The sequence below is a fragment of the Collinsella sp. OM07-12 genome (genome assembly GCF_003438275.1).
Classification (GTDB): Bacteria; Actinomycetota; Coriobacteriia; order Coriobacteriales; family Coriobacteriaceae; genus Collinsella.
Genome location: NZ_QSTQ01000011.1, coordinates 276 through 23,005, shown reverse-complemented (window position 1 = coordinate 23,005; position 22,730 = coordinate 276). Strand labels below are relative to the sequence as shown.

Genomic DNA, 22,730 nt, shown 5'->3' with positions numbered 1-22,730 from the left:
GGGCCGCCCCCCCGCCTCGGCACGGCTGATGCCCGGACGCGCCAGCATGGGGTTGGCCGCCACGCCGGCGACGGCATCGTCATTGAGCGCACGGAAAAGCTCCGACATAAACCACGTCTGATACCCTTGCGGATAGTCGCTCCAGGTGCCACCGAGCACGATGAGCTCAATCTTATCGGTTGCGTGCCCCATCTGCGAAAGCGCGGTCAGACGAGCGCTCACCTGCAGATACGGGTCAAAGCAATTTTGCTCCGCACGGGCGCACGCCGGCTCGGCGTGCAGGTAGCTTTTGGGCATGCGCAGATCGTTGGGACAAAACAGGCAATCGCCCGAGCATGGCCAGGGCTTGGTGATAACGGTAATGGTCGCCACGCCCGAAGCCGTGCGACGAGGCTTCATACGCAGCACCTGCAGCAGTTGACGCTCAAGCCTGGCGTCGATGTTCCACCCAGCCCAACGAGCCGGCTCTTCACGTTTTACCCGCTGGTAAAACGGCAGCAGACGGCGCTTGGCCAAATCGCGTTTGTCGGCACCCTCACAACGCGCCTCGGCATGTATCAGTTTGACGAGCGCTTTGTCGTCCACGGTCTCGCCGCGACGCAGAGCCTCGAGTATGTTCAAGATAATCTGTTCCATGCCCCCATTGTAAAGGCAAAGGCGCCGGAGCCGATCTCGGCTTCGGCGCCTTCATCAAACAGCGCGTCTATGTCTTCGCCTAGGCTTTCGTCTGCCTCACTACTCCGAATCAAACGACATGTCGCCCGAATCGACTTCAAAACGATACGTGGCAGACTTATCGCCGTTATCGAATTCAAGATTCAAAATGGTCTCGCCGTCGTAGCCAAGCGGAAGGAAATCGCTCTCGAAGTCGCCACTGCCCAAGGTGAGGCTCGCCTTAAAGCCCGTAGAGCTCGGAACCGTCATCTCCACATCGCCCGAGCCCACGCTCACGTCCATCGACTTCGCGGGGGCCTGGTAGAGCTCGAATGTCACATCGCCCGAACCGACCTCAGCGCTGAGCGCATCAGTCACGCTGCCCGTAAACTCTACATCTCCCGCACCCAGGAAAAGGTCGAAACCATCACAGGTGACACCGGCAATCTGCAGATCGCCCGAGCCCACGTGCGCGTTGACTCCCTTCAGATGTTCGGCAACACGGCGCGGCAGCTCGACCGTAACCGAGCGATCGATTGCCTTACCGTCATCACTTCCAAACTGGGAAACCTTGAGCGTCGAGTCCTCGACGGATGCGATGTTTTGCGTCGCGGCCTTGGAGGCATCCATACCATTGGCAACGCGTCCCCGCTCGATAACGCGAGCCTTGTTGCCATCAACAACCTTGACGTCCACCGTAGCCGCAGCGATATCGAAATCGAGGTAGCGGAACTCATCGGCATCAAAAGTCGTGCTCGAAAGCTGCTGAGGCCGAGCAGAATAGTTACCGCTATTCAAGGAATCGTCCTCGTCAAACATATCGTCAAAATCAGACAAATGGCCAGATAGAATACCGGTCGTACGCACCATATCGGAATGAGCCAATAGCCGCGAAGTGCCAAAGACAAGCCCGATGATGAGCACAAACGCTCCGATGCCAACGCCCAAGCGTACCTTGGATTCATGCGAAAGCTTCATCATTCATCACCCTCTTTGGCAATCGGCTCAGCGGTGGCCGCGGTAGTCACGTCAGCATCAACCGAAGCGGAAACATTCTGAGCCCTAGCTGTCACCGGTGCCGGGCCGACCTGGATATCCCCACGCGCCCAATCGCCATCGAGCGCACGTGCCACCCAGTGATAGATGGGAATCGTAAAGAAGATCAGTGCGGCAAAGGGGCCGGCACCAAACAGGAACATCAACAAAAAGAACAGCAGCCAGCACACGGCCCAATACGGGAACGACTGGAACGGGCCCTTCACCGGAGTCGAGCCAACCGCGGTGCCACTCGTCGCCTGCGCCGTAGCGGCATTGGCGGCCTGTGCACTCCAGCTTGCCGCTTGCGCCGCCTTGGCCGCAGCATCACTCGCCTGTGTTGCCGCCTCGGTAGCGCGCGCCGCCGCCTCATGGGTGCGAGCACGCTCCGCCGCCTCGGCCTCGCGCTGACGGGCGCGGTCCTCGTTCTCAAACTCGATATCGTCCTCAATCTCGTCGCTCGGATTGAGCAACTCGTCCAAGCTCACACCATAGAGCTTGGCGAGCGAGATCAGGTTCTCGGTATCGGGCGAGCTCTCCGCGCGCTCCCATTTACTGACCGCCTGGCGCGACAGTCCCAGCTTTCGCGCCAATCCCTCTTGGCTAAAGCCCTTGCTGCGGCGAAGGTCGGCAAGCCGCTGCGCAGTTTCTACATTCATGGTTCCTCCTATGCGATGCCAGCCGTGCCGCCGGACCGTTTTTTCTTAAGGCGCCTTGCACAGTTAAAAATCTATCCGCCACCGCCAAAAGCATGCCACCTATTCTAGTGAGATTTTTGACAACCGACGGTTGCGGGCACATATGAGCTGCGAAAATGCGTCCAAACAAAGCAATGGCCCGCAGCTCGGTTGTCCCCGTTGCGGCGTTAACGGTAGTATGGTCGTACTGTTTATTCCGCACCGCCAACGGAGGGAGTTCCGCGCCGTGAACCGCGATTTCGCCTCATCGCTCATCAAGCTCAACAATACGTTCTATCGCGAGCACTCCGCCTCTTTTTCCGATACGCGCCAGGCCCCGTGGCCCGGCTGGGTGCGCACCATGGACATCGCGCTCGGGCAGCTCGACGTCGCCACGATCGAGCATCCCGTCCGCGTCTTCGATCTCGCCTGCGGCAATATGCGATTCGAGAACTTTGCCGCCGGCGGCACACTTGCCGCCAAAGGCGTCGACGGCACGAGTCCCTCGGCAGACGCCAGCTGCCCGCTTGAATTCTATGGCGTCGACTCGTGCCGAGACCTGGCCATCGATGCTCATGGCCACGCCCTGCGCATCCCCAACCTGCACTTCCAGGAACTCGACGTGCTCGATGCCCTCATGAAGCTCAACCCCGCCGAGACACCCGACGCGCTTTTCGACGCCCCGCTCGCCGACATCTCGGTCTGCTTTGGCTTTATGCACCACGTGCCGTCGTGCGAGTATCGCGTGCGCGTGCTCGACGCCCTGGTGCGCCAGACGCGCCCGGGCGGTATCATCGCCATCAGCTTTTGGGAGTTTATGAACGACGAGCGTATGGCACGCAAAGCCGTTCGCGCCGAGGCCCGCGCTGAGCTCACCCCGCCGTTTGAGGACTACGATTCCGCGCAGTTCGAAGCCGGCGACCACCTCATTGGATGGCAAAACGACCGCCATGCCTACCGCTATTGCCATCACTTTGACGATCAGCAGATCACCGACCTGGTGCGCGGCGTTCGTACGTTCTACAAGAGTGGCGAGGTTCCCGTACGCGAGCTCGAGCGTTTCCACGCCGACGGTCGCAGCGGCGAGCTCAACCGCTATGTGATCCTCAAGCGCCTGTAGGCATCGGCGACCCGCCGCCGAGTCGCGCCGCAACTTCCGGGCAAACCATGCCCACCTTTTCCAGCCCGTTGACCGAACGCGCAGTCATGCGTTCCATGCGTATAACCAAGGAGCCTCATGGGAGCCGTCCACGTTCGCACGCCTAAGAACTTTGTGCTCGAAGAGCGCCTGGAGCGCTACGCCGATGCGATTGAGACGAACCCCGAGGCCTATGCCGGGAATTGGCGCGAAGCCTGCGCGCCAGCCGGCGGCCTGTCCTTTACCCGCCTTCATCTGGATCTAGGCTGCGGCAAAGGCACCTATCTGGTTGAGCGAGCTCGCCGTGAACCCGACACGCTCTTTGTCGGTATGGACCAGGAGCCCATCTGCATCGCCTATGCCGCACAGAAAATCTGCGAGCAGGAGCTGTCCAACGCACTCGTCCTGCCCCGAGGCGCTGCATCGCTGCCGCAACTGTTTGCCGCAGGCGAGCTCGATGCTATCACCATCAACTTTCCCACGCCGCAGCCCAAGGCCAAGTACGCCAAAAAACGACTCGTGCATGTTGACCATCTGATGCTCTACCGCCCGCTCTTTGCGGCTGGCGCGACCGTCACACTGCGCACCGACAGCAAACCGCTGCGCGACTATGCCCTGGGGCAGATTGCCGCGGCCGGTTACGACACGCTTTGGGTAAGTGACGACGTCCGCCGCGACCATCCCGAACATCCCGAGACCGAATATGAGTGCCGCACGCGCGAGATGGGTGCCGTTGTCTACGGCATTTGCGCCACACCCGGCGCACAGCCCAGTGACGATGAGCTCACGGCGGGGCGCATGCAGGAGCAAAGTCTTGCCTGCTACCTGCCCGACGACCTTAATGAGCTCACGTACGTGCCCCTGGGCATGGAAGAGGCCGTCGAGAATTTTAAAAACCGCGCCCGCAAGGGCAAGAAGCGCCTGCCGCAAGAGTCCTAGGGGCTTTTGGCAGTCGCGGCGCCGGTAGCCAAACGCAAATAGGCGCCGACGAACGACCCTCAAACCTAAGTGAGTAGACTTTTTGGCAATAGCCAAGCACGACCCGTATGGCGAAAACTAAAATCGCAGGTAGAGCCCTTGCGTAAAATTCGCGTGCTCGCGATATCGCAAAAAGTCTACTCACTTAGTTAGCGGCCGCCCCAAACAGCTGGGCAGAACGCCCATTTCCTGCATTTTCTTGCCTGCGAACGCATCGATGCGACGCTACGCCATAATAGTTGGCGGACAAACGCGAGAGAAAGCAACCACATGGCACAGACCACGACAGATACTTCCGCCAGCACCGTTTCCGGCGCCGGCGCCGCCAGCTCGTTCTCGGGCGGCACGGGAACCGAAGCCGAGTTTGGCTCGCTCGGCGCGCTCTCCCCCGCCTGGTGGGAGCCCGAGGATGGTAGCGAGCCCGAGCCATGGCTCACGCCCGATCAGGCCTTCGAACGCTTCTTTGAATGGACAAGCGACCGCGGCATTGAGCTGTGGGATCACCAAGAAGAGGCCCTCATGGATCTAGCCGCCGGTGACCATGTCATTTTGGGAACACCGACCGGATCGGGCAAGTCGCTTGTCGCGCTGGGCATGCTTTTTATGGGCATGGCGCAGGGCAAACGCTGTTATTACACGGCCCCTATCAAGGCCTTGGTCAGCGAAAAGTTCTTCGACCTGGTACAGGTGCTCGGCCGCGATAACGTCGGTATGATCACCGGCGACACGCACATCAACACCAAGGCGCCCGTCATCTGCTGCACGGCAGAGATCCTTGCTAACGACGCACTGCGCGAGGGCGAAGATGCCGACGTGGGCTGCGTCGCCATGGACGAGTTCCACTACTTTGCCGACCCCGATCGCGGTTGGGCCTGGCAGGTACCGCTGCTCACCCTGCCTCACACACAATTCATGCTCATGAGCGCCACGCTCGGCGATGTCACCGCGATCGCCGCCTCACTCGAGGAGCACACCGGCGCTGCCTGTGACTTGGTCGTCGATGCCCCACGCCCCGTACCGCTGAGCTACGACTATGTGACGACCTCCCTCGAGGGTACGGTCGAGCTCGCCATGCGCCGTGGCGAAGCCCCACTCTATATCGTGCACTTTAGCCAGGATGCCGCACTTGCAACGGCGCAGTCACTCGCTAATTTTGGCATCGCCAGCAAGGAGCAGCGCGAGGCCATCAAGGAGGCGGCCAAGGGCACGAGCTTCTCGACGGCCTTTGGCAAGATTCTTAAGCGCTTGCTCGGATGCGGCGTCGGCGTGCACCATGCCGGCATGCTGCCGCGCTATCGTCTGCTAGTCGAGCGCTTGGCACAACAGGGCCTGTTGCCCGTCATCTGCGGCACCGATACGCTCGGCGTCGGCATCAACGTGCCCATCCATACCGTGGTGCTCACCGCGCTCACCAAGTTCGACGGCTACAAGATGCGTCGTCTGCGCGCCCGCGAGTTTCATCAGATTGCCGGTCGCGCCGGCCGCTCGGGCTTCGATACCGAGGGCATGGTGATTGCCGAGGCACCTGAGCACGAGATTGAAAACGCCAAGCTCATGGCAAAGGCGGGCGACGATCCCAAGAAGCTTCGCAAGATTAAAAAGAAGAAGGCGCCCGAGGGCTTTGTCACCTGGAACAAGCAGACCTTTGAGCGCTTGATCGAGACGCAGCCCGAGACACTCAAGCCGCGCCTGCGCATCACTCACTCCATGGTGATTAGCGTGGTCGAGCAGGGCGGCGATGCCCGCGCCCGCGTGCACGACCTTATCGAGACGAGCCTGCAGACTCCCGAGGAAAAGGCTAAGCTCGAGGTTCGCGCCGACGAAATCTTCGCCACGCTCATCGATTCCGGCGTCGTCGTGCGTACCGAGGTGCCGCCCGCACCCAACGCCCCGGCCGACGCCACGCCAGACATCGACTATGCGCTGACGGTCGATCTGCCCGAGGACTTCGCGCTCGATCAACCGCTCTCGCCATTTTTGCTTGCCGCGCTGGAGTTGCTCGACCCCGAGAGCGAGACCTATACCATGGATCTCATCAGCATGGTCGAGGCCACACTCGAAGACCCTAAGCAGGTGCTCCGCGCCCAGGAGCGTGCCGCGCGCGACCGCGCTATGGCCGAGATGAAGGCCGACGGCGTCGAATATGAGGAACGCCTAGAGCGCATTCAGGACGTCACGTACGAAAAGCCGCTCGAGGAGCTGCTCGATGCCGCCTTTGACAAGTACTGCCAGGAAGTGCCCTGGGCAAACGACTACCAGCTCTCGCCCAAGAGCGTCCTGCGCGACATGTTGGAGAGCGCGAGCGACTTTAAGGGCTATATCCAAAAGCTCGGAATCGCCCGCTCCGAGGGCATTTTGCTGCGCTACCTGGCAGAGGCCTACCGCTCGCTCGACCGCACCGTACCCATCGAGAAGCGCGACGAGCGCCTGCGCGACATTATCTCGTGGCTGGGCTTTGTGGTGCGCTCGGTGGACTCGAGCCTGGTGGACGAGTGGGAAAACGCCGGCAACCCGGCGGCACTCGACGCTGCGCCGCCGCAAGGCATCGACGAGGTCGTGGCGGACCGCCGCGGCTGCACGCTACTGGTGCGCAACGCCCTCTTCCGCCGCGTGACCCTTGCCGCCCGCGGGCACGTGCGCGACCTGGGTGAGCTCGACGACGACTGGGGCATGAGCGAAATCCGTTGGCAAAAAGCGCTCGATGCCTACCATGAGCAGCACGAGGAGATTCTCACCAACGGCGACGCGCGCAGCGCCGCAATGTTTTCCATCGATGAATCCGACGAGAAGACCGCGCACGTGTGGCACGTGCACCAGATCTTTGCCGACGAGGACGGCGACCACGACTTTGGCATCATGGGCGATGTCGACCTGGATGCCACGCAAGACGGCGGCGAGGTCATCTTCAAAAACTACCGCGTCGGCTTTATCGAGGACTTGCTCGAAGAGTAGCCGTACATACTGGAACGAAATGAAGCGGGGCCGCTGGCAACATCGCCAGCGGCCCCGCTTTTGCGCTATCGACTATGCCCTACTCGGCATCCTCAACCTCATACGAATCCGCCTCGGCCGGCTCATTGCTTGACTCTGGCGCAGCCTCGCGCGCCTCGTCAAACGCTGTCTTCATGGTCTTGTTGCCCCATGTGAGCTTGCGAATGGTAAGCTCATCGGCCTTGTTGTGGGCCAAGCGTAGGTTCTCGGTGCTGCGGCGCAAGTCGTCCTTGGTCTTCTCGAGCTGCTTAATGGCGGCATCGATCTCCTTGATTGCCGACTCGAATTGCTTGCTCGCCAGGTTGTAGTTGCGCGAGAAGCCATCCTTGAACTTCTCCATCTTGGCTTCGAAGTTCGTGACATCGATATTCTGCTGTTTGTACTCCGCCAGTTCCTGCTTATAGCGAAGCGAACCCATAGCGGCGTTGCGCAGCAGCGTAATCATGGGAATGAAAAACTGTGGGCGGATCACGTACATCTTCTCGTAGCGATAGCTCACGTCCACGATTCCTGCGTTATAAAGCTCGCTCTCGGGCTCGAGCAACGTGCAGAGCACCGCGTACTCACAGCCTTTCTGGCGACGATCGTGGTCGAGCTTCTTAAAGAAGTCCTCGTTCTTATGCTTGGTCGCGGTCTCGTCGTTCTCGTTTTTCATCTCGAACATAATCGAAATGATCTCGTTGCCGCTCGCGTCACACTCACGGAAGATAAAGTCGCCCTTGGTGCCCTCGGACGCATCGTTGTCTTTCTCGAAGTACGCGTTGGGAAACGCCGTCATGCGTAGGCGGTTAAACTCGGTCTCGCAGTGCTGCTCGAGCGACTCGCCCACCATCTTGGTGGACAGGCGGACCTTCATGTCCTTAAGGCGCTCAATCTCTTCATCCTTATAGCGAATCAGTTCCTCGTTCGCGCGCTTGGTCTGCGCAAGTTCGAGCTCGTGTGCCGCCTTGGCCTGCTCCTCGCGCGAATCGCGCACCGCCAGCTCGCTCGTCAGCTTGGCACGCGCCTCGTCGCGCTCTCGCTCCGCCGCGGCAACCGCCTCCGACAGGTTCATTTTTGCTGTCAGCTCCTGCTCGCGCAGCTGGGCGCGCAGGCCCTCAGCCTCCTGCTCAGACTGAGCCTTTGCGGCGGAAAACTTCTCCTGCACCTTCGCCTGATAGTCAGCAAATGTGCGTTCAGCCTCGCTGCGAGCAGCATCAAGCGCGCGCTGCGACTCGGCCGCGGCCGCGGCAAGCGCCATCTCCTGGGCCTTGTCCGCCGCGGCAAGCTTGGCCTGCAGCTCGGCAATCTGCGCATCGCGTGCGGCCAGATCGCTTTGAGCAGCGTTACGCACCGCCGACTCGGCAAGCTTGGCTTCGTCATCCTTACGTCCCAGCTGTGCGCGCAAGCTGTCGATTTCGCGCTGGAGCTCGGCGTTCTCCTTTTGAGCATCGGCGCGGGCCTCTACCGCCGCGCGCTGGCTTGCGCTCTCGCGCTCTGCAGCAGCGCCCTCGAGCTTGGCGCGCAGCTCGGCAAGTTCGGCATCGCGCTTGGCGACCTCTTGCGCCAGCTGTTGAGCTGCGGCATTCTTCTGCTCGACAAGCTGGGCGTTACGTTGGGACTCCGCCTTTTGCAAAGCGGCCGCCGAACGCGAGCGCTCAAGCTCCAGCGCCCGCTCGCCCTCGCGCTGGACCGCCTTCACACGCTCATCCAGGTCGTGCGAGAACTCGGTATCGCGCACCTGCTTGACGATATCCGCATAGCCGGACGCATCGACCTTAAAAACTTCGCCGCAATGCGGGCACTTAATCTCGTTCATGGCAGCTCCTCGATGGACGCAAATTTCAACCGCTTACACTCTACCGCGCTGCACGGACAAAAAAGACGCCGCCGCCATAATGGCAACAGCGCCAGAACCACCACAAAGGTGCCTGTCCCCTTTGTGGTGGCATGGGTCACTACAGGTCGCGATAGTCGACCAGGCGAAGATCAGGTTGAGACCCGAGCCAAGCGCGCAGCTCAGGGTCGATCAGCGCGTCGACTTCCTTGGTACGATCGGTCGTAAGCGAGCTGTTCTCGAGGATAAACCGATCGAGATAGCCCGGGTGGCACACAAAGACGACCGTCTCGCCGTCGGATATCTCGCGAACCGTCTGCATAATCGAGTCCTTGGGTTCGTAGCCCGGCTCCATCGAATGCATCACCATGCGCAGGTCGGTATCTCCGCAATGCACCACCGCCGTGGGGTCGAAGCTTGCCTTTTGCTCCTTAAGGCCCAGCTCCTGGGCAACCGCCGAGATCGCTCGGTTAAGGTTTTCGCTCATGACGGCATGGGCCTCAAAGTAATCGGGCTCGCGGCCCACAATCTCGACAAAACGGTCGTGCTGTGCGCGGATCTCGATGCAGGCCTCGTCGAAGTCTATCAGCTCCTCACCGCGCTTAAAATGCTCACGGAAGGTACGGCTGCTATGGAACTCGCCGCTCTCGTTGAGCATGCTCGGGATGAGCGCCGGATCGGCGCACGGCTTGCCCAGGCACACGTTGGTATGCTGGCCCACTGCAATATCGGCATCCGCCACGAGCGACCACCCACGCTCGGCCTCGGGCATATTTGGCATAAGGCCCGCCGAGCGCACCAGGCCCTCGTTGACGCTTCGGGCAATCCCCAGGTCAACAGCATACGAATAACCGATATCATCGGCACGAATAAGCAATTGCTTCATAACGACTCCAATCTATGGAAAGGGGCACTTGGAGTGTAGCCAAGTGCCCCAGGTAATTATCCTACCTAAACAGATGTCTTAAGCCTTAGCGGCAGCAACATCTTCCTCGAGCTGATCCTTGCTAAAGCCAAAGAGGTAGGCGATGGCAGCGGCGGCAACAAATGCAGCGCCCGATGCAACGCAACCCCAGACGAGATTAGCCGTTCCGCCGGCAACAAAGCCGGTGACGCCCAGAATATTGGTCGCGCCCAGAACATACGTTGTCACATTGGTGAGGGCTGCGATCAAACCGCCGATAGCACCGCCGGCAACCATGGCGCCCAGGCAGCGAGTGTACTTAAAGCCACAGCCATACAGTGCGGGCTCCGTCACGCCGCCCACGATACCGGAGAGCGAGAAGCCGAGCATGGCGCCCTTCTCGTCGGTCTCCTTAAGGCGCAGGAAGGCACCGAAGGCCATGCCCCACGTAGCGAACTGAGCGATACCGGCCGCGACCATAACGCAAGAGTCGGAGCCCAGGGTGAGCAGCTGCACAATACCAAGGGCAAGCAGGACCTGGTGCATACCGGTCATAACCAGGAACTCCCAAAGTGCGGCAATGACGACGAGGGAGAGGATGGTGACGATGCCGCCGGCGTTACCGAGACCGAACATAAAGTTGCCGACCATGCTGCCCAGGATGGAGCCAATCGGAGCCAAAGCGCACAGCGAAACGGGAATCATGACGGCCATGGTGCCCACGGGTACAAACACCGTAGAGAGCATGTCGGGAACGACCTTCTTCATGAACTTCTCGACGACCATGAGTACCGGCATGGACAGAACCATGGGGAGCACCGTGGAGGAATAGTTGTTCAGCTGGGCCGGCAGCACGCCGTAGACCATGGTGGTCGTTACGCCCGAATCCGCTGCAGCGTTGACCATCGTCATGAACTCAGGAGCAATGAGCACACCGCCGAGCATCATGCCGAGCGGCTGGCTGCAGCCAAGCTGCTTCGCAGCAGCCCAACCCAAATAAACGGGAAGGAAGTAATAACCGGCGTTGTAAATCCAGTTGTAGAAGAAGTTGTAGATGTCGGAATCGGCAGACCAAATGCCGAGCATGCCGTCACCGCAAACCACGGCGATAGTACGGAACATGGCAGCACCCATGATAATGGGGATCGTCATGACCATGGTTTTGGACAGGTAGTTGAGGGTCTTACTGCCCGCAGTCTTGAGCGTCAGCGGCTCCTTGGCGCCGCCATCGAGGTTCTCGTCAATGGAGCCTTCGCCCTTAACTCCCAGCGCAATGGCGGCGTCGTAGACCTTCGGTACGTTCTGACCGATGATGACCTGATATTGGCCGCCAGACCACTGGGCACCCAGTACGCCCTTGATCTTCTTAACTTCATCGTCATTGGGGATGGACTGATCCTTAAGGTTCAGACGCAGACGGGTCATGCAGTGCGTCGCGTTCGTTACATTGGAGGCGCCGCCGATGGCAGCAAGCACGTCCTCGGCAATCTTCTTGTTATCGACAGCCATGTCGAATCCCTTCTCTTCCAACTAAAAGCCCGTGGGGTTTCACAGCGCCAAGACGCACGATTCTGCTCGCGCCTGCGCAGCACGCGATGCCCGTTGGCAAGAGATTTGATTACATGTGATTCCCGGGTGGATCGACATGAAAAAAGCCCCGCGCACAACCGACAGAGACCCAATGGGGGCCTCGACAGAATCGGTAGTGCCTCTCGGAGCTGCGCCGTGAGTAACACCCAACACACGGCGAGTATATGCGGCAGATGCGTTCTCCGTGACTCAGATTGCCGACGAACGGTAGCAAACAGTCCGCGAACGGTCACTACGACGGAAATAAAACGCCAGAGACCCTATTTATTCAAGCTTGCAGGAGCCACGCGATTCACATGCATGATCAGATAGACGAGCTCTTCTTGGGCCAATGGCTCGCCAAAGGCCTCTTGAATCAGAGCGTCGATACGATGGGCGCAGCGCGATGCCGCAGGATATTGCTCCACGAGCACGTCGTAAAGACCGGAATTCTCGGTGTCAATCGGCTCTTTCTTTGCCACGCGATCGAGCAGATAGCGCACATGGGTGGCAAAGCGAGTAAAGGCAAACGACGAGCGATCGACTGTCACGCCCAACTCTTCTTGAATAATCGCAACCGTCATATCGAGGAGATGCTCCTCGTGCTGCTCGGCAAGCACGCGCCGCTCGCTCGGCTTAATCGCCGCATTGATAATCGACATGGCGATACCCGCGGCCTCACTCTGGGGCATGCGAACGGCAAAAGTTTTCTTAATGCCACGAACAGCCAGCTCGCCCAAGCGGTATTCAATGGGATGCAGCTGCTCCAGATCGCGTTTGAGCGGCAACGACACCACCATATGTTCGCGGGCGCGCTTAATAGCAAACTGGATATGATCTGCCAGCGTAATGGGCAGATTAGGACTCAATTCGTACGAAAGCTGTCCGGTCGCAATATCTGCCAGCTGAGCAGAAAACTCAAGCACCTCGGGGTCGACCTCGTCGATGAACGCCAGATACTTTGGATCGATGCCGTAAAAGGTACGCGTAATAACGTCAAGATCGACCTCGTGCGGCATTTCGCCAAAGCCGATACCACGACCCAACGCGATAAGCTGGCGCCCCGCACCATCTTCGCAGATGGCAGCGTTGTGGTTAATGCGCTGGATAGCCCTCATGGAATCACCGTTCCTGCAAACACACGCCGTGTAGACCATCCACACGGCGCGTTCATTCTACCTGCACTTCTAATTACAGTCCAAAAAAGTCAAGGATTTGATCGCGGCTTACGGGCTTGTAGTCATTGGCGTCGAGGCCCACATCGTAGCGGTAAATGGGGCGCTCGCGATCGCGGTTGCGCGCGTTGGTGCGGTCTCCCCTGCTGTGGATATGCCCGTGCAGCATGATGGCGCCACGCGCCTTGCCATTCCAGCTAAGCATGGGGTAGTGGCTCATAACCAGACGATGGCCCTTGGCATAGCCGGGGGCAATCTCCAGATAATCACGCACGTCTTCCCAAATTTGCGGCACGTCGGGATCTTCCCAATCGCCGTCATGGTTACCACGGATGAGCGTCACGTTTTGGCAGGCAATACGCTCGCGCAGGCGCACCGCCTCCGCCAGGGGCAAACGATAGGTAAAGTCACCCAGAATGTAGAGACGGTCATCCACAGCCACGCACTCATTGATGGCATCGATGACCTTGCGATTCATCTCCTCGACCGAATCAAACGGTCGATCCATGTCGTGCAAGATATTCGTATCGCCCAAGTGCAGGTCGGCGGTAAACCACATCATCGTCTATGCCCTCATTTCGCAACGTGTTCAACTCGTGCTAAGTATACAGACGTAGCGATACAGCGGTTATCCAAAGAGCCCGCCGAACAGTCCGCGGCGGCGCTTGTCTTGCTTTTTCGAAGCGTCACTCTGAGTTTTCTTGTCCTGCCGTTTCCTACGGTCCTGTTCCAACTCACCGTCATCGAGTAGCATATCCCACTCAAACGGATCATCTGTCAGATCGAACAGGTCATCGTCATCAAACATGGCAGCCTCCATTGCCGACTAGCGAGCATCCACCACATAGAGCCCAACGCGTACCTGATGCCACGGGCTGCGCTCGGGGGCAACCTGTTGCACGCGGGCCTCAAATACGTCCTCGTGGCCGTAATACATCATCAAGGACAGCGGGCCGACCTCGTTTCCCGGAACATAGCCAAGCTTGGTGTTGCCGTAGTAGATTGCAACCGCCTCGGGGTCATGGGGATTATCGCGCTCGGCGCACAGCGTCAGCTTATCGCCCGCTTTAAGATCGCCTAGGACCAAAGCGCCGTCGGCATATTGAAATCCCGCGATATGAAACGACAGAAGCACACGTAAAGGCTCGTACATGGCAACTCCTCTAACGGCCGGATAAACCAGCGTTTGACCTTATCGAGAAGTCTACGGGCCCGTGCGGACATAAATTCATCCTTATCTGATTCTAATGCACAAACATGCGCACGAATTTGTGTTTCCAGCTTGCGTAGGGCGCATACCGAAACGGCACGTCCAGCCAGGTTGCCTTGTTCACGATGCTCTTCTTGTGGCTAAACGTATCGAAGCTCTCGCGGCCATGGTACTGCCCCATGCCGCTCGCGCCCATGCCGCCAAAGCCCATATGGCTCGTGGCCAGGTGCATGATCGTATCGTTAATGCAGCCGCCGCCAAAGGGCACGTAGCGCACAAAGCGCTGCTGAACCGCACGGTCCTGACTAAAGACGTACAGGGCCAGCGGCGTCGGGCGATTCGCGATGAACGCCTCGACCTCATCCAGGCTCTCAAACGTCAGCACCGGCAAGATGGGGCCGAAAATCTCCTCCTGCATTACGGCGTCATCGGGGGTCACGCCATCCAGAATCGTCGGCTCAATCTTGAGCGACATCTCGCGCGCCGCGCCACCAAGCACAACCTTATCGGGATCGATCAGCCCGCGCACGCGCGCAAAGTGCTTGGCGTTGACGATATGGCCGTAATCCTCGTTGTCGAGCGGATGCTCGCCAAACATACGGCGGACTTCCTCCTTGATAAGGCCCAGCAGCTCGTCGTGCACGCGTCTATCGACCAGCAGGTAGTCGGGCGCCACGCAGGTCTGCCCCACGTTGAGCCATTTTCCAAAGGCGATACGCCGTGCCGCGACCTTCAAGTTTGCCGTTGCATCTACGATGCAGGGACTCTTCCCACCCAGCTCGAGCGTCACGGGCGTAAGGTTTTTACTTGCCCGCTCCATGACGAGTTTGCCGACCGGAACGCTACCGGTAAAGAAAATCTTGTCCCAGCACTCATCGAGCAGCGCTTCGTTCTCGGCGCGCCCGCCCTCGACAACCGTTACCAGGCGCGGATCAAATGCCTCTTCGCAGATTTGCTTGAGCACCGCGCTCGAAGCCGGGGCATAGGCGCTCGGCTTGATGACCACGGTATTGCCCGCGGCAAGGGCGCCGGCAAGCGGCTCGAGCGTCAACAAAAACGGATAGTTCCAAGGAGCCATGATGAGCGTAACGCCATAGGGCACGGCCTGCGTCTTGCACACACTCACGGCGTTGGCGAGGTCACACGGGCGCAGGCGCGGGCGACTCCATCGAGCCACGTGCGCAATCTGATGACGAATCTCGGAAAGCGACGTGCCGATCTCGCACATATATGCCTCGTCGTGCGACTTGCCCAAATCGGTCTTGAGCGCATGGGCAATATTGGCCTCGTGCGCCTGTACCGCATCACGCAAGCTCACGAGCGCGCGACGGCGAGCATCGACATCAAACGTGGCATGCGTCTTAAAATAGGCGCGTTGATCGGCAACGATGCGCGCGATTTCCTCGGTGTTCATGGCACCCTCCTAGTTCTCGCCCTCAAACATACCACCCGCTACGACCTCGTACATACGCTCGAGCTCCAAACGGTCCATCAAAAGTGGAACGGGGTATAGCGGATTAGCCTCGGCATCGGCGTGCATTGCCATTTCGGGAATGTCGGAGCGGCGAATGCCTGTCACATATTTGGGGATACCCAGAGCAACGTTCATGCGGTCGACCCAATCGATAAAGGCCTCGGCCGCAAGACCGTCCTGCGCGGTAGCCGGCGCAATGTCCGCCATGCGAGCAAGATCGGCGAGCTTGGGGGCGGCGGCGTCACCATAAGCGCGAAGCATATGCGGCAGGATGATGGCGTTGGCCAGGCCATGCGGAATCCCGTATCGTCCGCCCAGGCTGTGTGCAATGGCATGAACGTATCCAACGTAGGAGCGCGTAAACGCAACGCCCGCCTTATACGCTGCAGAAAGCATATTGCGGCGCGCACGCATGTTGTCGCCGCGCTCATAGGCCTCGAGCAAATAATCGTGGATGAGCTGTACCGCCTGACGCGCCATCTTGCGCGTATAGGGCGTGGTGCTGCGGCCGATAAAGGCCTCGACGGCATGCGTCAGGGCATCCATACCCGTTTGTCCCGTAATGGAGGCGGGCAGGCCGCGCGTAAACTCGGGGTCGTACACCGCAAAGCGCGGGATAAGCACAAAGTCGTTAATGGGGTACTTGCAGTGCGTCTTGTCATCGGTAATGACCGCTGCGAGCGTGACCTCGCTACCCGTACCCGCCGTAGTGGGGACGGCGATGAGCAGCGGCAGGCGACGATGAACGCGCAGCAGGCCACGCATCTTGTTGATGGGCTTGTTTGGCTGTGCGATGCGTGCGCCCACACCCTTGGCACAGTCCATGGCCGAGCCGCCGCCAAAGCCGATAACGGCCTGGCAGGCGTTCTCCCGATACAGGGACGCCGCTTCCTCCACGTTTGAGACCGTAGGGTTTGCCGATGTTTTGGCATAGATCGCAACGCCGATTCCCTTGGACGCGAGCGCCATCTCGAGCGGTGCCGTAAGCCCCAGACGGGCAATACCGGGATCCGTCACGATAAGAACCCGCTGTATCGAGCGTTTTTGAAGCACCGTGGGGACATCCTCGGCATGCTCCAGAATATGCGGCTCGGTATAGGGCAGCACCGGCAATGCGATGCGAAAAACCATCTGATACGTTCGGCACCAGGCGCGACGGGCTAGATGCATAAAGGAAGCTCCCTCATTTGTTGATGGGTCAACATTTGCTCGACCGATTGTACTCATCGGAGGTCTCGGGCGGCCTGCCAATCGTTAATCAATCAACATCTTCACAAGCTCAAAATTTTTTATTAAAAATCATTCCTAATAGGCTTCACATTCGGTTGCATTTATGGATAATAGAACTCGTCAAGACGCTCGTCCGGAGAGGACCCTTACGGGACCGGACGAGCGCTCCATCGCCATCGATCGAAAGGATCGAATCATGAAGTTTGTTTGCCCCGTTTGCGGTTATGTGGAAGAGTTCGACGGCGACCAGCTGCCCGAGGATTTCAAATGCCCCCAGTGCGGCGTTCCCGGTTCTCGTTTCCTGAAGCAGGAGGAGGGCCAGCTCGAGTGGGCTGCCGAGCACGTCGTGGGCGTCGCCAAGATGGAGGGTGTCTCCGAGGATATCGTTGCTGACCTGCGCGCCAACTTTGAAGGCGAGTGCTCCGAGGTCGGTATGTACCTGGCCATGGCTCGCGTCGCTCATCGCGAGGGCTATCCCGAGATCGGCCTGTACTGGGAGAAGGCTGCGCACGAGGAGGCAGAGCATGCCGCCAAGTTCGCTGAGCTCCTGGGCGAGGTCGTGACCGACTCCACCAAGAAGAACCTCGAGATGCGCGTTGAGGCCGAGAACGGCGCCACCGCCGGCAAGACCGATCTTGCCAAGCGCGCCAAGGCCGCTGGCCTCGATGCCATCCACGACACCGTGCACGAGATGGCTCGCGACGAGGCTCGCCACGGCAAGGCTTTCGCCGGCCTGCTCAAGCGCTACTTTGGCTAAGCCAATCGCCTGAGAGATAATCTCTAGCTCGATAAGGCCCGGACCGCATGGTTCGGGCCTTTTTCGTGTCTTGCGAACCAGTTAACGTCCCAAAAATAGGACCACCTTTGACATCGGCTTCGCGTCAAAAACTAAGTGAGTAGACTTTTTGGAACTTGTCGAGCAGACCACCCGTATTGCTTTATAAAACCGCAGGTAGATAGCTTGCCGCAAAACAATCTGGTCGCCATCACGCTAAAAGTCTACTCACTTAGATTAGCAGCCGTCCACGATCGGGCCTTTTTGTATCTAACGGGCATCTTTTTGTCGATTTCTCCCAGTTTTGACCAGTCAACGAATAGCTCGGACCGGAGTAACGCCTCGGCCCCTTGCTCCTCCGAGCTTTTATCGCGATATTCAACATCGAGCAACCTGCATACGGCCTTAACGATCGCGCGGAATCTATCCTCATCGGATATCTGTCCGTGTGTCAGGAGAAATACATCGTAGCCCATTGCCTGAAGCGCCGTCATGCGGTCGGCGTCACGCAAACCATCCCCGGCTCGCCCGTGCGAGCCCTTTCCTTGGCATTCAATGGCCACCTGTCGCTCTCCGTCCGGCGAAGACAGAAGTAGGTCAATGTATACGCGGGACTTTCCTACAATCGCCCGAGCACTTGCGCTTAGCGCCACTTCGACATTGAGCTCTATGCCGCAAAAACCTTCGCCTCCCAGTGATCGTGGCAACCCAAGCAACAAATACGTCTCAACCTCAAAAGGCGATGCGGCGCCCAGTGGAACGAGATGCGATACCGCGACAAATCGCTTGCCGTAACGCATCCCACAAACATCTGAACAAAAACGGTCAAGATCTCCGTCCAAAACCAAAGCGTCGCGCCGCCACATATTTGAGGCGGCACCGTCCTCGGACGGGCAACGTGCCCAACCAAAGGTTGCCGAAATCGCGCCCGACTCAATTGCACGCGAAAGCTCTGCCTCGAGTGCTGCTGGCAAGGCACAAACCGTAAACAAGCCGCACATCTCCGCTAATACCAAAAGCAGCTGGAGATCCGTCAGATGCCGCGACATGATGAATGCCGTCAGCAAAGGAGATGTGACCAAAAACCCATGTTCCGTTTCCAGCACGGATTCCCTGGGAAGCTCACCAAGGAACAGCCGTTGCCTAACGCTGGCAGGACAAGTCCGCTTATTTCTCGTCCCAACCAATGTATGCAACGGCAAGCCGAGCACGACCGCAGCCGTCGGGTTACGGGCGAGGCCATATCGCTGCCGGTCTTCTTCCGGTCGTGGAAGTGGCGGACACAAAGCGAGGGCTTGAGGAGGCAAACGCCAGTACCTAAAAGCCGATATGTCACAAAGTAGATCCTTCATAGGCACAGGAAAACACGAATTTCAACCCAGCCAGTCTCGCATTGGCGCGAACGCACCAAAAATGGCACCGAGCGGACCGCTAAGTTTTCAACAGCCCTCCCCAACTGACCAATAGCTTGCCAAGAACTGGACGAAGCCCTGTTGAAAACCCCTTTTTTTCTCATGGAGAAGCTTTGCGCGGCAAGTGAGTAGGCTTTTTGGAGCATCCCGAGCAGGCCGGTCATCCTGCTTTTCAAAACCGCAGGTAGATAGCTTGTTACAAAACTGCCTGGTCGCCAAAGAGCTAAAGGTCTACTCACTTAGGCTAGAGGGCACCCCCATTAGCTGTGATTCCAGGGTGTTTAGCGCATTTGAACTCAAGTCGTCATACTGGACAAGGATTCGAGTCGAGCTTTCAGGGACAGATGCGCCATCGGCACACCAAAAGCAGTCACTGATATCGATAAAAGGGATACTCGAGCGCGTGAGGGCCAGCGTAAAAGAGCTTCCGCCCGCGCCACGCTCCGCAACCACGATGCAGTAAAGACCCGCATCCGCATGTTCGATCGAGACCTCCCCCGCCGGAAACGTCTTCCGTACAAGCGCCGCCAGGCCATCACGCGCCTCGCGAGCACGAACACGCACGCGGTTCACATGTCGCTCGTAATCACCCGATTCCAGCAAGCGCGCCAAGGCGACCTGGTCAACAGAGCTCACCGATGAGGCATAAAAACCAAGGTCGCGCCTAAAGCACTCCATCAGCTCGTCGGGCAGCACCATGTACGCCAAACGTAACGCCGATGAAAGGCTCTTCGAAAACGTGTTGGTGTAAATAACCGACTGAGCGGCATCGATCGACGCGAGCGCGGGAATCGGCTTGCCGGCAAGGCGAAACTCGCAATCGAAGTCATCTTCGATGAGATATCGGCCCGGCTGCTCGGCAGCCCAGCTCAGCAGGGCATAGCGACGCGCAATGCTCGTCACAAGGCCGGTCGGATACTGATGGGACGGCATCAGGTGAAGGATATCTGTTCCGGTTTTCTGCAAAGCGCTCAAGTCCACGCCCTCACCATCCAGCGGGATATGGCGAACTTCGCAACCCATAGCCTGATAGATGCGTGTCAGACGCAAATAACCCGGATCCTCGACGGCATACACCTTGTCCGCGCCAAGCAACTGAACCAACATGGTATCGAGCAGCTGGGCGCCCGCACCGATAACAATGTTGTCGGGATTAACATTCATGCCCCGTGTCCCGCGCAGATGGCGAGCGATTGCGCGTCGTAGCCGAGCGGTGCCCTGCGCTGGTGCGGGCGAAAAGATCTCGCGTTCGTCTTCGGATGTCAGCGTTGCCCGTAGTGTGCCTTGCCAAAGCCTAGCCGCCTCCAAAGCGGAAGGAGAAAGCGCATCGAATCGCTCGATCTGTCCATCGGCGTCATGCGCCCCGGGGTCCATAGAGACAGTATCCCGGTCGATATCCCCCGTAACCAAAGCCAAAATCGGTGCATCCGGAAGCTCGCAAGCATAGTAGCCGCGACGCGGCTTTGAGCGAATATAACCCTCGGCAAGCAGCTGACTATATGCATTCTCGATGGTAATGACACTGATTCCCAGATGACTGGCAAAGGCGCGCTTAGACGGCAGATGCTCCCCCGCCGCAATGCGTCCAGCAACGATATCATCTCGAATTTGCTGGTAAACATACTCATAGAGCGACGCTTCGCCGCGTTGTTCCAAATTGTAGTCAAGCATGAGTCTATCATCTGACCTTATCGAGTCATTCAATCTGGTATTAGTCTGACCTTGTTATTATCTCGAAAACTGAGTATTTCGCCATACCCAGCTCCCCGATAGGATGTTCCGTCAAGCAATGCACATGCCAATCAAGGGAGCGACCATGGCAGAACAGACCAGCAAGGCCGATCGCGTCAAACTCAACCGCGAGCTCGCGCAGATGCTCAAGGGCGGCGTCATCATGGACGTTACCACGCCCGAGCAGGCCCGCATCGCCGAGAAGGCAGGCGCCTGCGCCGTCATGGCTCTCGAGCGCATCCCGGCCGACATCCGCGCCGCCGGCGGCGTGTCGCGCATGAGTGACCCCAAGATGATCGAGGGCATTCAGGAGGCCGTCTCCATCCCCGTCATGGCAAAGTGCCGCATCGGTCACATCGTCGAGGCGCAGGTCCTTCAGGCCATCGAGATCGATTACATCGATGAGTCCGAGGTTCTCTCCCCCGCCGACGATGTCTACCACATCGACAAGACCCAGTTTGACGTGCCGTTTGTCTGCGGCGCCCGCGATCTGGGCGAGGCGCTGCGCCGTGTTGCCGAGGGCGCCACGATGATTCGCACCAAGGGCGAGCCGGGCACGGGCGACGTGGTCCAGGCCGTGCGCCACATGCGCAAGATCCAAAAGCAGATCCGTGACGTTGTCGCCCTGCGTGACGATGAGCTCTTTGAGGCAGCCAAGCAACTGCAGGTTCCGGTCGAGCTGGTGCGCGATATCCATGCCACGGGTAAGCTTCCCGTGGTGAACTTTGCTGCTGGCGGTGTAGCAACCCCTGCCGACGCCGCGCTGATGATGCAGTTGGGCGCCGAAGGCGTCTTTGTCGGCTCGGGCATCTTTAAGAGCGGCGACCCGGCCAAGCGCGCCGCCGCCATCGTCAAGGCCGTGGCCAACTTCACCGACGCCAGGCTCATCGCTGAGCTTTCGGAGGATCTAGGCGAGGCCATGGTCGGCATCAACGCCGACGAGATCGAGATAATCATGGAGGAACGCGGACGCTAGTCCGGTAGAAAGGATCGCACATGAGCGATTACGCAGACCAGACGGTCGCCGTGCTGGCGGTCCAAGGTGCTTTTGTCGAGCACGAGGCAAGGCTGTCCGAGCTGGGCGCACGTTGTATTGAACTGAGGCAGGCGGCTGATTTGAAGCAGGACTTTGACCGTCTGGTCCTCCCCGGCGGCGAGTCGACTGTTCAAGGCAAACTCCTTGCTGAGCTTGGGATGCTCGAGGACCTTCGCGCTCGCATTGCGGACGGCATGCCCGTCCTGGGCACCTGCGCCGGCTTGATTCTCTTGGCACGCGATCTTGCCACCCACGACGATAAGGGCACGCCGCGTTTGGCAACCATGGATGTACTTGTCGAGCGCAATGCCTACGGCAGGCAGCTCGGCAGCTTTCGAACCAAGGGGCAGGTAGCCGGCATCGACGCTGAAGTGCCGCTGACGTTTATCCGCGCGCCCCGCATCGTCGAGGTCCACGGCGACGCCAGGGCCTTAGCGAAAGTCGATGGGCGCATCGTCGCCGCCCGCCAGGGCAACCAGCTCGGCGTCACCTTCCATCCCGAACTCGACGACGACACCCACCTCCACGAACTGTTCCTACAAATGTAGGCGGAGTAGAAACGAGCGTGGATTTTCAGACACACAACAAATGAGAGTGGATAATCTCCCACTTTGAGTTTGAATACAGGCTCAAACCGGGAGATTATCCACTCTCATGCTATGTAGTCGTTGGGGACGTTCTTAAACAACTAGTCAAACAAGAACGTCCAGCAACCACAAGGAGTGTCCCCAAGTGCCAGCAGAAAAGGAACGTCCCCAAGTGCCGGAAATAAGCTACCCAACAGATCATTTTGGCAACAGCAATTACGCTGATGTTTCGGAAACGCCAGCGAGCGCCGCCCAGGGCGAACAAGTTGGCATGAAAAAGGCAAGGCATAGACCTGCTGGTCATGCCTTGCCTTTTGAATGACAAATTGTCGCCCTGG

General features: G+C 59.0%; 20 protein-coding genes and 1 pseudogene. 7 read left to right on the top strand and 14 right to left on the bottom strand.

Annotated features, from left to right (window positions below; translation table 11 throughout):
* The 3 genes and pseudogenes from DXB98_RS10410 to DXB98_RS05355 all read right to left on the bottom strand — a co-directional run.
* A pseudogene (locus DXB98_RS10410) lies at positions 1 to 636 on the bottom strand (histone acetyltransferase); the annotation flags it as partial.
* Between the two features lie 99 nt (positions 637 to 735).
* Complete coding sequence (locus DXB98_RS05360; protein ID WP_158553153.1) at positions 736 to 1,632, bottom strand: DUF4097 family beta strand repeat-containing protein; 897 nt, start codon at positions 1,630 to 1,632, stop codon at positions 736 to 738.
* On the bottom strand, positions 1,632 to 2,348 hold the full coding sequence (locus DXB98_RS05355; protein ID WP_117743403.1) for a helix-turn-helix domain-containing protein: 717 nt from the start codon (positions 2,346 to 2,348) through the stop codon (positions 1,632 to 1,634). The genes DXB98_RS05360 and DXB98_RS05355 overlap by 1 nt, the downstream gene beginning before the upstream one ends.
* 265 nt (positions 2,349 to 2,613) lie before the next feature.
* Between DXB98_RS05355 and DXB98_RS05350 the strand changes: the two genes are divergently transcribed.
* From DXB98_RS05350 to DXB98_RS05340, 3 genes are all read left to right on the top strand, one after another.
* Entirely contained in the window at positions 2,614 to 3,486 is an 873-nt protein-coding gene (locus tag DXB98_RS05350) for a class I SAM-dependent methyltransferase (protein WP_117743402.1), read from the top strand.
* Positions 3,487 to 3,603: 117 nt separating this feature from the next.
* Positions 3,604 to 4,443, top strand: a complete 840-nt coding sequence (locus tag DXB98_RS05345) for a tRNA (guanosine(46)-N(7))-methyltransferase TrmB (protein ID WP_117743401.1) — start codon at positions 3,604 to 3,606, stop codon at positions 4,441 to 4,443.
* 309 nt (positions 4,444 to 4,752) lie between these two features.
* Complete coding sequence (locus tag DXB98_RS05340; protein WP_117743400.1) at positions 4,753 to 7,434, top strand: RNA helicase; 2,682 nt, start codon at positions 4,753 to 4,755, stop codon at positions 7,432 to 7,434.
* 79 nt (positions 7,435 to 7,513) lie between these two features.
* Here the strand turns inward: DXB98_RS05340 and DXB98_RS05335 are convergent, their stop codons facing one another.
* From DXB98_RS05335 to DXB98_RS05295, 9 genes are all read right to left on the bottom strand, one after another.
* Entirely contained in the window at positions 7,514 to 9,271 is a 1,758-nt protein-coding gene (locus DXB98_RS05335; protein ID WP_117743399.1) for a DUF2130 domain-containing protein, read from the bottom strand.
* Positions 9,272 to 9,410: 139 nt separating this feature from the next.
* Positions 9,411 to 10,175, bottom strand: a complete 765-nt coding sequence (locus tag DXB98_RS05330; RefSeq protein WP_117743398.1) for a ChbG/HpnK family deacetylase — start codon at positions 10,173 to 10,175, stop codon at positions 9,411 to 9,413.
* A 78-nt stretch (positions 10,176 to 10,253) separates the two neighbouring features.
* The gene (locus tag DXB98_RS05325; RefSeq protein ID WP_117743397.1) at positions 10,254 to 11,702 is read right to left on the bottom strand and encodes a PTS transporter subunit EIIC; all 1,449 of its coding nucleotides are present in this window, start codon (positions 11,700 to 11,702) and stop codon (positions 10,254 to 10,256) included.
* A 341-nt stretch (positions 11,703 to 12,043) separates the two neighbouring features.
* Positions 12,044 to 12,880 (bottom strand): PRD domain-containing protein, encoded by an 837-nt coding sequence (locus DXB98_RS05320; protein ID WP_158553152.1) that lies wholly within the window; start codon positions 12,878 to 12,880, stop codon positions 12,044 to 12,046.
* A gap of 73 nt (positions 12,881 to 12,953) precedes the next feature.
* Complete coding sequence (locus DXB98_RS05315; RefSeq protein WP_117743395.1) at positions 12,954 to 13,499, bottom strand: metallophosphoesterase; 546 nt, start codon at positions 13,497 to 13,499, stop codon at positions 12,954 to 12,956.
* Between the two features lie 66 nt (positions 13,500 to 13,565).
* Entirely contained in the window at positions 13,566 to 13,745 is a 180-nt protein-coding gene (locus DXB98_RS05310) for a hypothetical protein (RefSeq protein WP_117743394.1), read from the bottom strand.
* Between the two features lie 18 nt (positions 13,746 to 13,763).
* A complete protein-coding gene (locus DXB98_RS05305) occupies positions 13,764 to 14,090 on the bottom strand; it encodes an HIRAN domain-containing protein (RefSeq protein ID WP_117743393.1) in 327 nt (108 codons plus the stop codon).
* Positions 14,091 to 14,181: 91 nt separating this feature from the next.
* Complete coding sequence (locus tag DXB98_RS05300) at positions 14,182 to 15,561, bottom strand: aldehyde dehydrogenase (protein ID WP_117743392.1); 1,380 nt, start codon at positions 15,559 to 15,561, stop codon at positions 14,182 to 14,184.
* 9 nt (positions 15,562 to 15,570) lie between these two features.
* Complete coding sequence (locus DXB98_RS05295) at positions 15,571 to 16,791, bottom strand: iron-containing alcohol dehydrogenase (protein WP_117743391.1); 1,221 nt, start codon at positions 16,789 to 16,791, stop codon at positions 15,571 to 15,573.
* A 253-nt stretch (positions 16,792 to 17,044) separates the two neighbouring features.
* Here DXB98_RS05295 and DXB98_RS05290 point away from each other — a divergent pair, with 253 nt between their 5' ends.
* The gene (locus DXB98_RS05290; protein WP_070097113.1) at positions 17,045 to 17,608 is read left to right on the top strand and encodes a ferritin family protein; all 564 of its coding nucleotides are present in this window, start codon (positions 17,045 to 17,047) and stop codon (positions 17,606 to 17,608) included.
* A 242-nt stretch (positions 17,609 to 17,850) separates the two neighbouring features.
* On the opposite strand, the gene DXB98_RS05285 is transcribed toward DXB98_RS05290, so the two are convergent.
* Both DXB98_RS05285 and DXB98_RS05280 read right to left on the bottom strand, forming a co-directional pair.
* Positions 17,851 to 18,732: a hypothetical protein gene (locus DXB98_RS05285; protein WP_117743390.1), complete on the bottom strand. Its 882-nt coding sequence runs from the start codon at positions 18,730 to 18,732 to the stop codon at positions 17,851 to 17,853.
* Between the two features lie 537 nt (positions 18,733 to 19,269).
* A complete protein-coding gene (locus tag DXB98_RS05280; protein ID WP_117743389.1) occupies positions 19,270 to 20,709 on the bottom strand; it encodes a PLP-dependent aminotransferase family protein in 1,440 nt (479 codons plus the stop codon).
* A 145-nt stretch (positions 20,710 to 20,854) separates the two neighbouring features.
* Between DXB98_RS05280 and pdxS the strand changes: the two genes are divergently transcribed.
* The 3 genes from pdxS to DXB98_RS10170 all read left to right on the top strand — a co-directional run bounded on the left by pdxS (position 20,855) and on the right by DXB98_RS10170 (position 22,714).
* Entirely contained in the window at positions 20,855 to 21,745 is an 891-nt protein-coding gene (pdxS, locus tag DXB98_RS05275) for a pyridoxal 5'-phosphate synthase lyase subunit PdxS (RefSeq protein ID WP_117743388.1), read from the top strand.
* Between the two features lie 20 nt (positions 21,746 to 21,765).
* On the top strand, positions 21,766 to 22,353 hold the full coding sequence (pdxT, locus tag DXB98_RS05270) for a pyridoxal 5'-phosphate synthase glutaminase subunit PdxT (RefSeq protein WP_117743387.1): 588 nt from the start codon (positions 21,766 to 21,768) through the stop codon (positions 22,351 to 22,353).
* Between the two features lie 184 nt (positions 22,354 to 22,537).
* Entirely contained in the window at positions 22,538 to 22,714 is a 177-nt protein-coding gene (locus DXB98_RS10170) for a hypothetical protein (RefSeq protein WP_158553151.1), read from the top strand.
* Positions 22,715 to 22,730: the final 16 nt, after the last annotated feature.

What these genes read in the sequence shown, in the direction of transcription:
- DXB98_RS05295 (WP_117743391.1), bottom strand. Translation starts at nt 16,791, where the DNA reads ATGCATCTAGCCCGTCGCGCCTGGTGCCGAACGTATCAGATGGTTTTT.
- DXB98_RS05300 (WP_117743392.1), bottom strand. Translation starts at nt 15,561, where the DNA reads ATGAACACCGAGGAAATCGCGCGCATCGTTGCCGATCAACGCGCCTAT.
- DXB98_RS05310 (WP_117743394.1), bottom strand. Translation starts at nt 13,745, where the DNA reads ATGTTTGATGACGATGACCTGTTCGATCTGACAGATGATCCGTTTGAG.
- pdxS (WP_117743388.1), top strand. Translation starts at nt 20,855, where the DNA reads ATGGCAGAACAGACCAGCAAGGCCGATCGCGTCAAACTCAACCGCGAG.
- DXB98_RS05325 (WP_117743397.1), bottom strand. Translation starts at nt 11,702, where the DNA reads ATGGCTGTCGATAACAAGAAGATTGCCGAGGACGTGCTTGCTGCCATC.
- DXB98_RS05335 (WP_117743399.1), bottom strand. Translation starts at nt 9,271, where the DNA reads ATGAACGAGATTAAGTGCCCGCATTGCGGCGAAGTTTTTAAGGTCGAT.
- DXB98_RS05345 (WP_117743401.1), top strand. Translation starts at nt 3,604, where the DNA reads ATGGGAGCCGTCCACGTTCGCACGCCTAAGAACTTTGTGCTCGAAGAG.
- DXB98_RS05280 (WP_117743389.1), bottom strand. Translation starts at nt 20,709, where the DNA reads ATGCTTGACTACAATTTGGAACAACGCGGCGAAGCGTCGCTCTATGAG.
- DXB98_RS05320 (WP_158553152.1), bottom strand. Translation starts at nt 12,880, where the DNA reads ATGAGGGCTATCCAGCGCATTAACCACAACGCTGCCATCTGCGAAGAT.
- DXB98_RS05360 (WP_158553153.1), bottom strand. Translation starts at nt 1,632, where the DNA reads ATGAAGCTTTCGCATGAATCCAAGGTACGCTTGGGCGTTGGCATCGGA.
- DXB98_RS05330 (WP_117743398.1), bottom strand. Translation starts at nt 10,175, where the DNA reads ATGAAGCAATTGCTTATTCGTGCCGATGATATCGGTTATTCGTATGCT.
- DXB98_RS05305 (WP_117743393.1), bottom strand. Translation starts at nt 14,090, where the DNA reads ATGTACGAGCCTTTACGTGTGCTTCTGTCGTTTCATATCGCGGGATTT.
- DXB98_RS05340 (WP_117743400.1), top strand. Translation starts at nt 4,753, where the DNA reads ATGGCACAGACCACGACAGATACTTCCGCCAGCACCGTTTCCGGCGCC.
- pdxT (WP_117743387.1), top strand. Translation starts at nt 21,766, where the DNA reads ATGAGCGATTACGCAGACCAGACGGTCGCCGTGCTGGCGGTCCAAGGT.
- DXB98_RS05315 (WP_117743395.1), bottom strand. Translation starts at nt 13,499, where the DNA reads ATGATGTGGTTTACCGCCGACCTGCACTTGGGCGATACGAATATCTTG.
- DXB98_RS05355 (WP_117743403.1), bottom strand. Translation starts at nt 2,348, where the DNA reads ATGAATGTAGAAACTGCGCAGCGGCTTGCCGACCTTCGCCGCAGCAAG.